The 18,531-nt window shown below is 33.4% G+C and carries 9 protein-coding genes; 5 read left to right on the forward strand and 4 right to left on the reverse strand.

The genetic code is table 11. From position 1 onward, the window contains the following. Positions 1-95: 95 nt before the first annotated feature. Positions 96-4,640, reverse strand: a complete 4,545-nt coding sequence (locus OQ292_RS31275; RefSeq protein ID WP_284688228.1) for a chemotaxis protein CheB — start codon at positions 4,638-4,640, stop codon at positions 96-98. A 462-nt stretch (positions 4,641-5,102) separates the two neighbouring features. Between OQ292_RS31275 and OQ292_RS31280 the strand changes: the two genes are divergently transcribed. Further along, entirely contained in the window at positions 5,103-7,217 is a 2,115-nt protein-coding gene (locus tag OQ292_RS31280; RefSeq protein WP_284688229.1) for a catalase, read from the forward strand. A 349-nt stretch (positions 7,218-7,566) separates the two neighbouring features. After that, entirely contained in the window at positions 7,567-7,794 is a 228-nt protein-coding gene (locus OQ292_RS31285) for a hypothetical protein (RefSeq protein ID WP_284688230.1), read from the forward strand. Between the two features lie 72 nt (positions 7,795-7,866). Here the strand turns inward: OQ292_RS31285 and OQ292_RS31290 are convergent, their stop codons facing one another. Beyond that, a complete protein-coding gene (locus tag OQ292_RS31290) occupies positions 7,867-11,280 on the reverse strand; it encodes an SUMF1/EgtB/PvdO family nonheme iron enzyme (protein ID WP_284688231.1) in 3,414 nt (1,137 codons plus the stop codon). Positions 11,281-12,099: 819 nt separating this feature from the next. On the opposite strand from OQ292_RS31290, the gene OQ292_RS31295 reads away from it, so the two are divergent. From OQ292_RS31295 to OQ292_RS31305, 3 genes are all read left to right on the forward strand, one after another. Next, positions 12,100-12,564 (forward strand): hypothetical protein, encoded by a 465-nt coding sequence (locus OQ292_RS31295; protein ID WP_284688232.1) that lies wholly within the window; start codon positions 12,100-12,102, stop codon positions 12,562-12,564. A 1,225-nt stretch (positions 12,565-13,789) separates the two neighbouring features. Continuing rightward, the gene (locus OQ292_RS31300) at positions 13,790-14,794 is read left to right on the forward strand and encodes an IS701 family transposase (protein WP_284683851.1); all 1,005 of its coding nucleotides are present in this window, start codon (positions 13,790-13,792) and stop codon (positions 14,792-14,794) included. 26 nt (positions 14,795-14,820) lie between these two features. Next, positions 14,821-15,087, forward strand: coding sequence for a response regulator (locus OQ292_RS31305; protein ID WP_284688294.1), 267 nt, complete (start codon positions 14,821-14,823; stop codon positions 15,085-15,087). Between the two features lie 183 nt (positions 15,088-15,270). Here OQ292_RS31305 and OQ292_RS31310 read toward each other — a convergent pair whose 3' ends face one another. Continuing rightward, complete coding sequence (locus OQ292_RS31310) at positions 15,271-16,227, reverse strand: TolB family protein (protein ID WP_284688233.1); 957 nt, start codon at positions 16,225-16,227, stop codon at positions 15,271-15,273. Between the two features lie 346 nt (positions 16,228-16,573). Further along, entirely contained in the window at positions 16,574-18,289 is a 1,716-nt protein-coding gene (locus OQ292_RS31315; protein WP_284688234.1) for a cadherin domain-containing protein, read from the reverse strand. Between the last annotated feature and the right edge of the window lie 242 nt (positions 18,290-18,531).

Below are 18,531 nucleotides of genomic sequence, written 5' to 3' on the forward strand. Positions count from 1 at the left end.
CAACATTTATCTAGTGATCCTAGCTCAAGCTTTTTGTGAGCTAGGTTTACTAGATAATGTATTAAGCTATTTTAGTATCCAAATATCGTATTACTCTATATTTCTTTTTTTGCTTTAGCTAGAAGTCTAGCAATAGCACTAATACTCGCAGGCTTAGGCAGGTGATAGTTAAAACCGGACTCTTTAGATTTTTGCATTGCTTCCTCATGAGAATAACCAGATACAGCTGTTAGAAATCCTTTATATCCATCTTGGCGCAATATTTTCGCAGTTTCATGTCCACTAATATCAGGTAAGCCAATATCAATTAGTACTGCATCAGGAGTAAATTCTTTGGCGCTTATTAACCCATCTTTTCCTGTTTTTGCTGTCTGTACTTTGCAACCTAATTTTTTTAGTAACATACTCATCGTTATAAGTATGTCTTCATTATCTTCAATAAGCAGCACCTTTAATCCTTTTTCAAGTTTATCCACCTTTTTTTCTTCTGGTGCTTTCTCTATGTGCTTTTGTTTATGAGCACGTAAAATCACAGTAAATGTTGAACCCATATTTTTGCCTTTACTAGTAGCTTTTATTCTACCTCCATGTAGTTCAACCAGTTTTTTGGATAAGGCAAGCCCAATACCAAGTCCAGAGGCGGCTTTGCCTTTTTGTGTTATTTGGAAGAAAGGTTCGAAAATCTTCTCTTGCATCTCTTTATCAAGTCCCATACCTGTGTCTTGAACATGCACATGGATTTCGTTGTCGATTTCTTCCACATTGATTTTTATTTCTCCCTTTTCAGGAGAGTATTTGCATGCATTGGTAATTAGATTAGAAAAAACTTGGTCTAACCGCAAAGCATCACCAACAACATATAAATGACTAGTAGTATTTAGCTCAATGGTTTGCTTTTTCTCTTCACAATCTTTTTTTAAGGTATTTACAATGTTTTCCAGTATTTTTCTTAAAGAGATGGGCTTTAAATTTAATTCAATTTTATTTTGAGATACGCGATTTAGATCTAGTAAGTCATCTAATAGCTGAGACATTTTTTGAATGCTATTTTTGATAATCTCAAAAATTTGATTACTCTCTGGCATATTCATTTCAAGAATTTCTATACTACCATTGAGAGCTGACAAAGGGTTGCGTAATTCATGTCCTAAAATTGCCAAAAACTCATTTTTCTTTTGATCAGAATCTTTCAATTCGGAAACAGCTTTTTGCAATGATTCTTCAAGTTGTTTACGCTCTGTTATGTCGATAATCATCCCAATCATTTTTATGGGTTTACCATTTTCAAAAATAGTCTGGCCACTAGCTTCAACCCATCGTAACTCTTTAGTTTGTCGATGAATCACTCTGTATACAGAATTATAATGTCCACTACTATTTTTATCAGTAGCCTTTTCCAGATTTTCTTTAACCATTTGGTAATCATCTGGATGCAAACCTTCCCAGAACATTTGCTGTGTTACTTTTTCATGTTTTTCTATCCCCCAAATATCCAAAAGAAGTTGATCCCATTGCGTTTTTTCTTCTAGCAAAGAATATTCAAAAGAACCAAAACTATTGGTTTCCATTGCCATTCGAAGCTTATTTTCGCTATCGGATATCTTTTTTTGTGCTTCTTTTGTTTTGAGAGCAGTAGAAAGCATGTTGGCGATAGACACGATAAAATGTGTATCGTATTCGGTAAATTCACGGTATGTTTTTGTGTGTACGCCTAATATACCATAAGGTGGATTTGTATGATTAATCAGACAGCTCATACCACTTACAACTTGATGCTCCAATAGGAATGATGGACCTGAGAAACGTCTTTCTTCAAGTAATTTTTTTACTATGATTGGTTTTTGAGAGCTCAAAGTAAATCCTGCTTGAGAATTTTGATTGGCGGGAATGGTTGCTTTACCCACCATCCCTTCTTGCCAGCCAATACCAGAAACCAACAGAAAATTCTTCTGTTCAGGCTGATATTTTAAGACTTTACAATAATCTACTCCTAATACAAAGGCTACTTGCCTTACTGCTAGATTCATCACATCATGAGGTTCTGCGCCACTAAGTGCCATTAGACCAAGTTCAGCGACTACAGATTGTTGTTTTTCTCGTGTTTCTGCACGTTGAGATAAGACTTTTAAATCAGTAACATCTTGAAAAACTAAAACGACACCTTCAATTCTACGATCTTCAGTGCGATAAGGTGTTATTTGTCTAATATACCAGCGCTTATCATACGACTGAATTTCTGTTCTAATAGGTTGAAAGTTTTTCAAAACACGACGGCAATCTTCGTATAAAACATCACCTAATAGATCTCGTCCTAATGCAGAAATAGGGCGATTTAGATCTTGTGGCCCCATTTTTAAAAGTTGTTCAGCGGCAGGAGTATAACGCTGAATTTTTAAATCCGGATCAAGGAAAATTGTTGGCAGATTTGTACTATCAAAAAAGTTTTCAACATCATCATTAGCTTTTTGTAAAGCTTCTATTTTTTCTTTAAGCTCTGCATTAACTGTTGACAATTCTTCATTTAATGAACGGAGCTCCTCTGAACTTGCTTCGAGCTCTTCATTGGCCGATTGTAATTCTTCAGTAGTAGATAAGGCTTCTTCATGAGAAGTTTTTAACTCTTCGCTATGGGTTTCCAGTTCTTCTATTGTATTCTGTAGTTCTTCTTTGGTTTCGGCCAACTCTCGCTCTAAATTCTGGGTGGCTGTATTTTCATCTGTTTGGGTAATTAGGCTTTTTTGGTTTTCGTCGAATGCATGTTCTTGGTGAAAAACAATACCAATAGCCAAACCATCTACAAATTCTTGTTTATAAATAGGAGCCATTTCAACCCGAACAACAACTTCTTGAGAGGTGTTTTTATCTGTTACAATCCCATGAAAACTTATAAAATCTTTAGTTTTCTTTACTTTAAACAATGCACTGCGAAGCCTAGAGCGCAGTGCAGGAACTACCAGTTCGATAATGTTATTGAGTGGTTCACCAGTTGGGATATTAAGATATGCTTTCCAGTCTCCATGATTATAAAGAATTTGCCCCTGTTCATCTACAATAACGGTAGGGGGTAAAAACGTATCTAGTAAGGCACGTCGCATATTATCACTACGCGAATGGGCTTCTCTTCTTTTTTCATATTTATAAGGAGGAGGTAATTTTTTAAATGACAGAATGTTTTGATTTTTTTCTGAATGATTCAGTAAGATTTCTTTATGACTTCTGCCAGGTATTTTTTTGTAAATCCGCCATTTTTTAGATACTGTTTTAAAATGCTCTTTTTTATCCCCCAATGTCTCTGAGCTTCCTAAAAACAAACAATTTTCTCCTTCAAGAGAAAAATAGAATGAACTTAAAACTTTCTCTTGAACCTCTTTGTTAAGGTAAATTAGTAAATTACGACAAGAGATTAAGTGCATATGATTAAAGGGGGGATCTGAAATCACATTTTGCACAGCAAAAGAAATTAAGTTGCGTACATGATTTTTTATTTGGTAATAATGAGAATTTTCAGAAAGATTGAAGTATTTATCAATGTATTTTTTAGGTAATCTGTTAGCTATACTTTCTGGATACATGCCTTTTCGGGCAATTTTAATGGCATGTTCATCAATATCTGTAGCAAATATTTTAATATGATTTTTACTCCTTGTTTCAGGTATAGCCTCTAAAAATAAAATAGCAATAGAATAAGCTTCTTCTCCACTGGCACAACCCGCTACCCACACTCGAATATCTTCTTTTACATTAACATTATCGAATATGTTTGGGATGATATTTTGTTCTAAAATCTCAAAAGCTTCTGAATCACGAAAAAAATCTGTGACATTGATTAGTAAATCCTTGGTTAAAAGTTGACGCTCAGTTTCCTCATTTTGCAACATGAGCAGATACTCCTTAAAGTTTTTACAATTTGTTAAGCTGATACGTCTAGCTATTCGTCTTTGTACAGTTGTTGGTTTATATTGATGGAGGTTAAAATTTTCATGGGTTTGGATAATACTTGCTACTTTTTGTAGATTTCCACTCTTTGTGTTATCAAATATTTCTTCTTCGTTCAAGATTAATGGGTGATCCACATATTGTTTCAACAAGCTTGGTATTTCTTCAATATCAACGACTTTATCTACCACGTTTGCATCAATAGCACTTTGAGGCATACTGTCATGTTGTGCTGTTTCTGGACGTTGAACCAATGTAATACCTCCAGCGGCTCTAATTACTCGTAACCCAGCAGTTCCATCACTACCAGAGCCAGATAATATAATACCAGCACAACGATCTCCACACTCACGAGCTAGGGAGCGAAAAAAATGATCAATCGCTTTACGCGATCCTCGACTAGCTTGAGGTTTAGATAGTTTTATTTTTCTGTTTTCTAAAATTAAATACTTATCTGGAGGAATTACATATATATGATCTGGTTTTACTGTTAAATTATTTTCTGCAATTTTAATGGGCATCTCACATTCTTTTGATAACAGCTCACTGAGAATACTTTTGTGAGTTGGATCAAGATGTTGGATGATAACAAAAGCCATCCCTGTTTCCTTTGGAAGATTTTGCACGAATGTTTTTAAAGCTGCCAATCCCCCAGCTGAAGCCCCTATCCCAACAATTAAAAATGACTCTTTGTTTTTTGCCATATGTAGCAATTAGTAGTTTTTATTAAATCCCAAGTTACTAAAAAAAAGCCTCTTTTTGTGTGGATAGGTAGTTTAATCAAATAACAAACAATTGTATCTGTTTAAACTGTTATGATATGGGCATTTATCACCCCTTTTATTGTAGAAGTTTATACTCAGAGAAAAATTCTCTCTTCATTTAATTTATAAATAAAGAAAATTAAAACAGATTTGATTGTCATTTTATTAGGCCTAAGTCGATCATGCTTTAGTAATTCTTGATAAGTTGTATAAGGTTATAATGCTTCTATTTTTACGGAGTGGCATTTTTTGAAGTACGTAACAATAGTTTTTGTAGAAGCTTCAATAAATAATTTAGTATATAACTACGTCATTGATAATTCCAAAATAATATATTCAGTATTATAATTAACAATTGGTATATTTTTCTATCTGAGATTAAATATTTATTAAATCTCAATTATGAAAAACGATAAACAAGAAGATCTCAATAAAAACCTTTCTGATCCAGAAGGTAAAAAAATGACTACCAATCAAGGAGTTAAAGTTAATGATACAAACAATTCGCTTAAGGCTGGAGAAAGAGGAGCCAGTTTGCTAGAGGACTTTATACTTCGAGAAAAAATCACACATTTTGACCATGAGCGTATACCAGAAAGAATTGTGCATGCAAGAGGTAGTGGTGCCCACGGATACTTTGAATTATACGAAAGTCAGGAAAAATATACCAAAGCAGACATTTTTACTGATGTATCACGCAAAACACCTGTATTTGCACGCTTTTCAACAGTAGCAGGATCTAAAGGTTCTGCAGATATGGCCAGAGATGTACGAGGTTTTGCTGTAAAGTTTTATACACAAGAAGGTATATTTGATCTTGTTGGAAATAATATGCCTATATTTTTTATTCAGGATGCTATGAAATTTCCTGATTTAATCCATTCTGTTAAACCAGAGCCAGACAGAGAAATTCCACAGGCTCAATCTGCTCATGATACATTTTATGATTTTGTATCTCTGACTCCGGAAACACTTCACAATCACATTTGGGTAATGAGTGACAGAGCAATACCAAGAAGTCTAAGAATGATGGAGGGTTTTGGCATTCATACCTTCCGATTAATAAATAAAGAAGGTAAATCTCACTTTGTGAAATTCCACTGGAAGCCTCTTTTGGGAGTAAAATCAGTAACTTGGGATGAGGCTGTTAAACTTCATGGTGCTGATAGCGATTTTCATAGAAGAGATTTATGGGAGGCAATTGAAGCTGGTCAATACCCCGAATGGGAACTAGGTATTCAGGTAGTACCTGAAGAAGATGAGCACAAATTTGAATTCGATCTTCTTGATCCTACTAAATTGATTCCAGAAGATATGGTTCCAGTTCAACGAATTGGTAAAATGACACTAAATCGAAATCCTGAAAACTTTTTTGCAGAAACCGAACAGGTGGCCTTTCATCCTGGACATATCGTACCAGGAATTGATTTTACCAATGATCCTTTGCTTCAGGGGCGTTTATTTTCTTATACTGATACACAACTATCTCGATTGGGGAGTCCCAATTTTCATGAAATCCCAATTAATAGACCGATCAATGAGGTATCTAATAACCAACGTGATGCTCATATGCGGATGACTGTTAATAAAGGAAACACAGCCTATTTTCCTAACTCCATTGGAGGAGGATGTCCATATTTAGCAAAAATGGCTGAAGGAGGTTTTACTAGTTATGAAGAAAGACAAGATGGTAAAAAGATAAGGGCAAGAAGTGATAGTTTTAGCGATCATTTTTCGCAGCCGGGTATATTTTATCGCAGTCTAGAAGAATGGGAAAAAAATCATGTAATAGAAGCTTATTCATTTGAGTTGGGAAAATGTACATACGATCATATTAAACAGCGTATGCTTTGGCTTATCAATAAAATTGACGAAGAATTAGCCCACAGTGTTGCCCAAAACCTTGGTATGGATATTCCATCTACAATTGAAGAACCTATAAACCAAGCAATTGGTGCTGATGCTAATGTTGAGAAGTATCAACCAGTTAAGCGAAAAGATTATCTTAAAAAATCTGAAGCACTCAGTCAAACACATATCAAAACTAAGAGCATTGCAACAAGACAAATTGCTTTTCTGGTAGGAGACGGATTCGATGCCACACAATATATCAAGATGAAAAAAGCATTAGAAAAAGAAAATGCAGTAGTAAAAGTAGTAGCAACACATGGGGGAGAAGTAACATGTAGTAAAGGAGAAAAACATAAAGTGTATGCTGCCCTTTTAACAGCAGAAAGTGTAATATTTGATGCCTTATATATTCCAGGTGGAAAAGAGAGTATTGATGCTTTAAATGAGGTTGCAAAAGCTAAAAAGTTTATAAATGAGACATTGAAACATTGTAAGGCCATGGCAATTGATGGAGAGGCAAAAGCATTGTTTGAAGCAACTTTTGGGAAAGAATTGAAAGATGATGAAGCTATTTGTATAGATAAATCTCCAGAAGAATTTATTAAAGCTATTGGTATGCATCGTAACTGGAAAAGAGAAGAATTTGCTAAAAATATTCCAGCCTAAGTTTACCCTGAGATTAGATTAACTGATAAGCCACTGATAATAAGGTGGCTTTTTTAGTTAGAAAACTCCGCCTTTATTGCAGTTTAACCTGACAAGTTTTCAGTTTTAGAATTAGATGGTTTATAATTTGAAAATATGGTTTTAAAAATTTAAATATGTCAGTAATAATCAATTATTACTAACTAAACTTTGAGTTATTAAATTTGAAAATGATGTATAAGATTGAAACTACTTATTATCCTCCATAGCTTAGTTGTAATCATTAAGATTTATATGTTCAATAAGTTAAGATTTTAGAGTCTAGATTGACAAAAATTGATTTTTCATTATTATTTAAAATTTAGGTAAAATGGAAGAGATAACTTGGTTAAACTACTATAAGACTGTATTAGAAAAAGTAAGCTTTGATGCTTTTTTATTAAAGAAAGAATATGAAAAAGCGAAGAAAATGTTATTACCCCACCAACATATACATTTAGATAGTTGGATGCAGCAGAAAGGTTATTTAACTAAATTGGCATCAAAAAGAAGTACAAACCCTCTACATCAAACAGAAGTTTTCCGTATTCAAAATTGATGTTTACTGTACTTTGAAACTTAAAAATAAGGCCATTTTAATTTAGTAAAATGGCCTCTTAAACGTTTAGTTTCACTCCACCAAAACCTTCAGCACAGAAATCTGCTTTTTGTTTTCTGTTTTGATAATGTAAAGCCCTTTATCTTTTAAAGAAATTTGAGTTGGTTTCGAGAGTGTTTTTTCAAAAACAGTTTTGCCATCGATGCTTGTAATTTGCACAAAAGTTTTTGTGTTTAGCTCAAGGGTAAATTGTCCAGTAGATGGGTTTGGATAAACTTGGATAAGTTCAAGTTCTTGTTTTTTATCCATTGGAGTGGCTAAAATATGTGCGGTAAAATCGATAGAAACATCAGATTGTAAATGGGTTATTTCCTTACTTTCAGGAGAAAATATGTAACCATCAAATTCTGGTGTGATGGTGCCAATCCAGTTTTCATTTTCGGTGGTGGAAAAGCTGCCATCTTCACCTGTTTTCAGAGGATTTGTAAAGCCATTGAGTTTTACATTTGCCAGTGGGTTTCCTTTTTCATCCAGAATTTGACCACTAATCGAATACATAATCGTTTCAGGAATAACAGCTTCTAAAGTGATGTTTTCTTCTAGATCAGCATCTTCAATTGTAAATTCACCAGTATAATCATTAAAACCATTTGCAGAAATGGAATAGTTGTAAGTGCCATTTTCCAATTCATCAATGATTACTTCCCCGTTAGCATCACTGAGATAACTTTCATTATCTATTTCAACTTTGGCATTTTCTATTGGATTAGTACCATCAGAAATTTGGAAGATGATGTAATAAAGCGGTTTTTCAATAGGAGTGAGGGTGATGTTTTCTTCTAGATCAGCATCCTTAACAACAAACTCGCCATTGTAATCTTTAAAGCCATCGGCAGAAATGGAATAGTTGTAAGTGCCATTTTCCAATTCATCAATTACCACTTTACCATTAGCATCACTGAGATGACTTTCATTATCCATTACAACTTTGGCATTTTCAATTGGGCTAGTACCATCAGAGATGTTGAAGGTAATAGAATAAAGAGATTCTTCAATAGGTGTGAGGGTTATATTTTCTTCTAGATTAGCATCATTAATAGTAAACTCACTAGTATAATCCTTAAAACCTTTTGCAGAAATGGAATAGCTATAATTTCCATTTTCCAGTTCATCAATGATAACTTCACCATTAGCAACACTGAGATAACTTTCTTCATCCATTACAACTTTGGCATTTTCGATAGGATTAGTACCATCTGAGATGTTAAATGTAATGCTGTAATTTTCTGTATCTACTGAAGAAGCTATAAAGTTGTTTTCGGTTGAATCTTTATACAATTTATCGAACTCAATATAGTCTGGAGAAAAGCTATAATTGCTATCTACAGCACTTACTTTACCTGTCCAACCTCCAAAAACCTCCACTGAATAGTGCCCATTTTCATCTGTTTTTACTTCTGTCGGAAAACCAACAATAGGTGTATCTGTAAGAGGATTTCCCTTTTTATCAGTAATGGAACCTTCCAATAAAATTTTATCAGATTGAGCCAGTCTAATACCAGCATAAGTAATGTATTGGGCACCAGCTAGATATTCTCTTCGTTTTATTCTAAGTATTGTCTCAAAAACACCATTGGCTCCTCTAACAGATGGTCCTAAATTTGATTTAGTTTGGCAAACAGGATTAAATGAATCACTTATGCTATAATAGTTTTCATTATAATAATCCTGACAGATTTCACCCACATTGCCTGACATATCAAAGATGCCTAATTCATTTGGTTTTAAAGATCCAATGACAGATGTATTCATGCCATGTACTGCCACTTCAGTATAATCATTACTACCAGCAAATTTGTAACCTTCACTTTTATTGCCCCCTAAAGCAGCAAACTCCCATTCTGCTTCAGTTGGTAATCTATAACCAGCCCAATCTGCAAATTTTAAAGCACCATCATGATACATATGGCGAACAGGATGATTAGCATAATTAGGATCAACTTCAAAATTAGTTCCGTTCCAAATAATCGGTGAATCATACCCAGGTTCATAGCCAATATTATCTCTTTCTGATAAATCGCGAGTAGCATCAAAAACCAAACAAAGTGTGCTACTATTATTGAGCACAACTGCCTGATAAGGAAATGATTTTTGCCTATGTGATCTTAATGAATTTGCAAAGTGGGTAAATGGTATGATGGAATTTAAAAATTCCACATATTGCTGGTTGGTAACTTCGTATTTGCCTATTTTGTAATTGCTTAGGGTTACAGCATGAGCAGGGTTTTCATTTGTGATATCCCACCAAATTTCAGTACCTATATCTGTAGTTAAAATATATTCTTCTGTAGCATCAGATTGTCCCATCATAAAAGTACCTCCTTCCACATCTACCATGTCAATAGATAATGTAGTTGGTGGATTATTCCAACAAGAAAAATAAGAGATGGAGGAAGTATCTGAAAGCCCTGTTTCATCTTTTACCACTACTTTCCAGTAAAGCATTCCATAGGTGCTAAATGTATGTTTGTAACTGGTGGTTTCCAGATTAGTGGCAACCAGCGTTTGCGGATCAGGCTCTTGTGCAGCATAAATATCATATTTGAGTACATCTCCATCTTTGTCGTAGGCTCCTTCCCAAGTGAAATTGATCGTAAAACCAAGATTTTGGGTGTCTAAATTCATCATTAATGGGTCAGGCATAGGATAAATTAAATCTCCTATTTGAGGAGGATCATTATAATAGTTTCCAATGGTAAAACTATTGCTTTCAGAAATGACAGCCTCATTACTATAACCGTCAACTGCTGCCACTAAAAACTGATAGTTTAATTGATCTACCAATTGATAAGGAATGGTGTAAGTGGTATCTGTAATATTGCTAGCAATAATTGAAGTAATATTGTTTTCTCTTTTTAGATAGACATGGTAAGAAACCTCATCTCCATCAGGATCAGTGCTTTTATTCCAATGCAAAGTAATGTTTCCATTTTCGGTGGTGCTTCCGTCTGTTGGAGAAATTAATTTTGGAGCATTTGGTAACTTGTTTGGTTTTCTCGTTTTAAAAGTAAAAATATTACTTTCTAAATTGAGTCCAGATGCACTTTTAGCGACTATTTTCCAGTAATAAGTGGTGTTAGTTTCGAATGTGTCTTTTATGTTTATATAGTTAGCAAGGTACAGTTTATCATCTCCATCTTGAATATTACTTGAAAAGCTGAACTCGGTAGCATCATCATTCAGAGGGCCGTCTATTATTTCTATAGCAGATCTGTAAATGGGTGGACTAGGGTCTTTACCGAGATAGATATCATAATTAAAAGTTTCATCAGTGTTTTTAGGAACAAACCATTCTAAATATATCATGGAAGTATCCACTTTATCAAAATTATCAGATGGATTATAAGCATCTGGTGGAATAGGTTGCGCATTAGCTAAATGAATGATTAATAAAATTTTTGACAATAGGAGTAAATGTGCTTTCATTTTTAATGATGATAATTAATAATCGTTTTTTATTCATATTCAGAGATAGTTGAATGATTGTTGTAAAAGTGCATTTTTGTGGTAAAATGCCCATTTTAGGTACGATTAGGGATTGAGAAATGCTCAAGGTTTTATAGAATAAAGAAGGAGACAGATGTAACTATTTATGGGTTTGTTTGGTATAATTCTAAGATAAGGTTCTTTGTGGAAGCTATTTGGGTGGACTGGATGTGTTATTAGTGAAAGTTAGATGTGATAAATTTGTGGGTTTTACAAATAATTACTCTGTTATCAAACAAATAATTACAGTAAAATTGGGGGAGTTATAACTAAGATAAAGTGTTAGAGACTTGAGGCAATATAAGGATGTACTTTATATAGCTAGGACAATAAGCATTATTAAATTTAATTAGTATATATTTAGTTGATTTAAGAAGAAATAAAAAATATTGTCATAAAACCTCATTTATGAAACTAAATTTAGGGTTTATCCATTAAAGTGATTATTCTGGTGAATGTGGTTTATCGTCATTTTTGGTGGGACAAATCAGGGCGTATCCACTACTCTAATTTTCGGTAAATCAAATTTAGTTCTAACATACATCTGTCTTTTTTACCCATTCCTTGAGCAAACAAAGTCTTTACTTCTTTAAATAAGAATGCGCCTCCACTTTTTTTGGATTAAATAGTATAAAACTTGTTATAAAAACTGATGAAATTATTACATAAGAAAGTGTCCTTGACAAAACTTAATGCTTGCATTCTTAAATCAATTGATCTATTTTAGGTTTATTAGATATTTGTTTAGAAGTATAAGGCATGAAAATAATCTACGAAAGCTCATACATGATTTCTAAATTTGATTCATCAAACAAACTGATGGAAATTGTTTGGCAATCTGCAACAAAGTATATGCTGGGAGCACAATTTCAATCTGAAATCTTAAGCTTTTTCCAACTTCAAAATCAATATAAAAGCGAAAAGATTCTCATAGATGAAAGGCTATTTGCATTCAAAGCACCAGTAAGTATTCAACAGTGGATGTTGGGTATACTTGATAATAAATCTGATTACCATGCTAAAAAAATCGCAATTGTTGTGAGCGAAGATATTTTTCATAGAGCAGTTTCAAAAAAGATGGCGCAGAAAGTAGAGATGCAAAATGTAAGTACCATTTTTTATACTGATAAAGAGAAGGCAAAAACTCAGTTATTAGATGAGAAAAAAAATCATTGTTTAACTGACTATACTACTATAGTCTCTAGTATTCTCCTATACAAATAGGGGTTATTACTTATTCCAGATCATGCATATCAATGAAATTTTATTTGTTGCCATCCCAAAAAAGGATTTAGCATTTTCGAACTAAAGTTTTTGAGATCTTTCTAGAGATTAATTTCTCTTTTTTTAATAGAAGTGTGATTCGAAATTTTTATTAGATCCATCTTGGAAGAGAATATGGCTAAAAGGAGAGTAGACAAGAAAAACACTTCTACTTTAAAAAGGTAGAAGTGTTTTAAAAGATGTTTATTTAATTTAACTTTTACTACTAGCTCAAAAATATCGTGCTAAAATGATATAGCATGTGAATTAATAAGATTTTTAATATCATTACAACTTCTTACTTACTTGAAGGAGATGAACGAAAGTATAAGGTTCTTCTATATAGAAGAACCTTATCTTAAGATAAAGTAATTAAGCAGGTAATTTGCCTTATATGTGGCATACAACATTTCTACTTATAATAACTCCATTTGTGCGTTTTGTTATTTTTTAAAAAAATTAGCAAGATTGGGATAAATGCAATAAATAAGAGCACTCCAAAAGAGTACTCTTAAAGCATTCATTTAATGTGTATATGAGTGTTTATAACACACAGATTAAAATTAATAAACAGATGATAAATAGCCAATATATGGCATATCAACTTATTTTTATAATTGTGGTTTTCAAATAACTATTTGAACTTTAGTCGATAAGCTGCTGGCCATTGCCAACAGCTTATTTTTTTTAGATACAAAAAAAATAATTGTTGCCAGAAAAATTAGCTCTCATTCCCTTCATTTTTGCAACCTACTTGATGGTAAAAAAATTAAGTAAAGCTTGTTTGAAATATTAATGCAAACAGTAGGTATAATTGGTAAATATGTATATATGGGATGAAGTTTTAAAATAGAAATATTATAATCGTTTTATTTATATTCAATGGCATTTCAGAAATACACAAAATTTGTGCTTTTTCAGGTAATTTTACACTATTTGGGACTTGATGTACTGCCGTTCATTAACTAATTTAAGGTATATTTATTTGTGTCAAATTACCCCTTAAATTATGAGCTATCTTGTAATTGAAGATGATAAAATTGATATTATAATTGTTGAACGAATGATTCAAAATATCAATCCGAAAGTTGTTCCTATTAAAGTAAATTAGGACTTACGCAATATTAAATTTCTCTAGCAAAAATGCTCAAGATTTGAGAGATTGTTTTTTTTAATACTAATTTATATGGATAAATCTCTGTACATATCATATCTTCTCCATACTCACGGGAATTATACCTGTACCCACATGGCAGCCCATTCTATGGATGTCAGTCATGACCAAGTCACACGTTTTCTAGCCCATTCTAAATTTACCTCTTCCGACCTGTGGGATATTGTCAAGGGCCATCTCCAAGATAGCGCAGACTCATTTATCCTTGTCGATGACAGTGTTCAGGCAAAGAGGTATTCCCGGTATATAGAATTGGCCAAAAGGCAGTACTCAGGCAATGAGCATGGCCTAGTCAATGGGATCAATCTGGTAAACATGGTACACAGCAATGGCATTGATGGGGATTACTATCCTATCGATTACCGAATCTACCACCCAGAAACGGATAAGAAGACCAAGAATGACCATTTCCAGGAGATGTTCACCCGAATGACCATGCGTAAAGACCTGAAAGCCAAAAAGATACTTTTTGACAGCTGGTATGCTTCCATGGACAACCTTAAGCTTGTGCACAGAAGCGGCTGGACATTCTTCACTACCCTGAAGAGCAACCGCCAAGTCAGCCTATCCAGAGACACAGGGATGCAGGCTGTGGGCACAGTCGAGCTTTCCGGTAGGCAACTGCTGGAAGGCGTACAGGTCAAACTCAAAAAATACCCTTACCCCGTCAAATTATTCAAGATAGTCTCCCTAAACGGGGACATTGAATGGGTGATCACAAATGATCTATCGGACAGGATGAATGTATTTGAGGCCGAAAACGAATCCCAGATCAGATGGCAGATTGAGCAGTTCCACAGGGAATACAAACAGCTTACAGGCTCTGAGAAGTGCCAATGCCGAAAGGCAATCTCCCAGAGGAACCATCTAGCTTGCTGCTACCAGGCTTGGATAGGGCTGAAACTCCTTGCAAAACAGTTGAAAACAACACTCTATCAAATCAAAGTACTTCCGTTCAGCAACTATCTTAAACAGATTCTTGCTAATCCTATTATCATTTTTAACTTAAATGCGTAAGTCCTATAAATAACGGAATAGAAGCAATTTCATATTTAGAAAAATGTAAAGAAGACGTGAACATACGGCCACTTAAGTTTATCTTATTAGATTTGATGATGCCATTGATGGACGGGTTCGATTTTTTGGAAGAATATGAAAGGTATTATTACCCTGTTTATCCTCAATTGCCATTAATTGTAATAAGTAGCACACTGAATTCAGCAGATAAAAATAGAGTATTATCCTTTCCGTTTGTTACAAAGTTTGTAGAAAAACCATTTAGCAGAAGTATAGTACAAGCGTATTTATAAATGACCTGATAGATAGTTTTTAAATAAAAAAAATATGAAAATAATAACTTAACATGTATAGAGATTATGTAAGGATATTTGCTGCTGTATGATCAACAGGAGAAAATATCGAAGTTTCTGTTGAAAAAATTAGTTAAACTATAAGGTCATCCACTTTAATATCCTATGGCGATGTTAGAATAATTATTGATTTTCGTATTTACTCAGGTCAAAATTGGTATACCAAATATTAGAAGTTTGATTGTCAGCACTATTCATTTTGGCCTTTAAAGATTTAAAATTCTTTTTATTAAAAGAACTCCATGGAAGAATCATTCTCCCACTAGTAAATTTCAATAATCCTGAGGACAGACAGGGCGCAAAATCATCATTCATGGAATTTATTTTATTACCAAGATTAGTTGGTGTAGTCCATTCTCCGTTATTATTGAAGGAAATATACAAATCTATTCCTCCAAAACCATCTGGCCTGTTTGAAGCAAAAATCATATAATCTTCATTGGGTGATATATAAGGTTCAGCTTCATTGTTAATTGTATTAATTGTTGAATCCAGCTTTACTACCATGTAATTATTATCTTTCAAAACGGCTCGATATATATCAGTAGAAATAGAATCTCTTGAATGAAAATAGATTGTTCCGTTTTTGGTAACTGAATTATAGGCTTGATTTTTATCATTGTTGATTGCTGGACTTACTTGCTTGGGTTCTCCAAAATTATCTTCCAGAACATCCACATACCAAAGATTTGTGTCTCCTTTATCAGGATCATTTTTATTAACTGGTCGTCTGGAAGTAAAATAAACCCTTGCACCATCAGGAGAAAATATCGGATCTATATCTGCATATTCTCCTGAAAATGGCGCAATTTCTGGGTCTGACCATTTTCCATTTTTTAATGTCATGAAGATTATGGAATTACCCGACCACATAAACCCTGTTGAATACATGAAAATAGTACCATCAGGAGAAAAATTACCATTAGTTTCCCAGGCAATGGATGAAACAATATCAGGTAATAACATTTGTACTGAATCATTTTTATCATTTAAACCGAAAAATGGTTTTGAAGAGATGCGCTGGGCTATTCCAATTTGGATAAATAGTAACAAAAGAGATATAGTGAATGATATTCTCATAGATTATCAAATTACTTATAAGCCATGTTAGGCTAGACTATTTTAAAGTTACTAAAATTTCAGTTTACCACATAGCTACCTCTTTCGGATACCATTACTAGAAAAGTATAAATATATCTAAGTCTTGATAAAGATCTTTTATATGGGAAAAGAAAACAGCTTTACAAGCAATTTAAATTTCAGCAAGGTGAGTTATTAACAATAAACCAAAATTCATATACCTTTTTTAATGATATTATTTGACTGATTTAAAAGAAACTTACAATTGTACTATTAAATGTAGGAAATTTTGGAAAAGGAGTGCCCAATTAGGGCAAAGCTCCTTTTATCAATTCTTTATGATTGATTAATATCCCATGTTTTGAAATAGATTAGGATTATTATCAATTACTGTTTGTGGTATTGGGAGAAGCAGTTGATAAGTTTGGATTGATAGCTCATCTTCTGCTTTTTGGTATCTTTTTAGGGTGCTAAAAGATACTCCACCAAAATCCATTTCAGTTTGCCATTGGTCAAAACTTGCTCCAATCAATTCACTCTGGCTAGCACCATTAGGTAAAAGTGTTTGTTCAGATCTATCGCGCAATGTGTTGAGTGCAGTAATACAATCTGCACTATTTCCCATCATAATATGAGCTTCTGCTTGCATTAAATAACTTTCTGTTAACCTGAAAAGTGGGATATAATTACCTTTGGTGTAAGCATTAGAAAAAGTCACCTCTCCAGTTTCATCAAATCCCCAAATTATTTCAGTATCACCTTTAGTGAAACTTTCTGTGTCATCACTTAATGAGTAAGTGCCATTATTTACCATTGCAGTAGCCTGCTCAAGTACTCCTGACCAATCATTATTAAATAATTTTACTCTTGCTAAAAGTGCTTTTGCTAAATCCTTTGTAATATAATTATTGTTACCTTCCCAAGAAGTTGGAAGAATTTCTATTGCTGCATTAACTTCAGCTTCGATATGCATTACTAATTGACTTGGTGATGTTTGAGTTGCATTTTCAGGTGTAATATCTAATTCCAATGGAATGTTTCCAAACCATTCTAACATGGTAAAATGTAAATATGCCCTCATTACTTGAGCTTGAGCAATCACTTCGTTTTGTTGTTCTCCAGAAGGTAAAACTTCTTCGGCACTCAAAATAATATTATTCAATACAAAAATGATATCTTTTGCTCCAAACCAAAATTGGTTCACTTTGGTATTGAGTGAATTTTGACTATGAGTACTTATATCATCCCAATCCTCAGAAGGAGCAGTAATTACATTTGTGTAAACAGCATCAAATAAATAAGTGTATTCTATATAGCTGCTTAGATCAGCATAACTTTGATTTAAGGCATCAGTAATTTCAGTTTCAGTCGTGAAAAGCTCAGGAGAAACATCATTTAAAAGAATAGTTATTTCTGCAGAAGTAGTAAGTTCCCCATCACTAACTTCAACTGTTAGTGCAAAACTAGGATTTACCTCATAATCTAAGGCAGCACTCGAACTTACCGAAAGCTCACCAGATAATGAATCTATAGAAAATACATTTTCTGCATTTCCATCGGTAATCTTAAAAGTCAATGCATCATCTTCTGCATCAGTTGCGGCAACGGTTCCAATAATTGTACTTTCTTCACTGTTTTCATCAATTGAAAACTGTTGATTTTCTATAGTTGGAGCAGTATTCTCATTTACATCAGTGATAGTAATAGTTACAGTTACTGTAGTAGTATTTTCTTTATCACTAACATTAATTGTGAGTGTAAAAGATGCATTACTTTCAAAGTCTAAAGCCTCTGTATTATTTACAGTAAGTTCGCCTGAAGTAGCATTGAGCAAGAATGCATCATCTGTATTGCCATTAGTAATTGAAAAATTTAATGTTTCTTCTTCTTGATCTGTTGCTTGAATGGTTCCAACGGGTGTACCATTGGCACTATTTTCATTAATTGTAAAATTTTGGTCAGTTACTTCTGGAGCTAGGTTAATTGGATCGTCCTCATCACAAGCGATGATTAATCCTAAAATTAAGAAGTATAGTAAATGGATAATTAGTTTTTTTTGCATTACTATGTAGGTTAAAAAATTTGACAGCTATTAAAAATTGATTTCGTATGGTAACGAAAGCATTAAGTTAAGCTTGCTATTTTTTACCAATATTTCAGTAATTAAAAGTCCGTTTTCAGGCCATTTAAGCAGATTTTGATACTATCTACTAGATTAGTTTTAGGAGTTTGCATCAGTAATAATTAATACACTTACTTATGAAGGAATATAGCTTAATTTTTAATCCCAAAGAGGTAACATAT

It is taken from the genome of Chondrinema litorale, from assembly GCF_026250525.1.
Taxonomy (GTDB): Bacteria; Bacteroidota; Bacteroidia; order Cytophagales; family Flammeovirgaceae; genus Chondrinema; species Chondrinema litorale.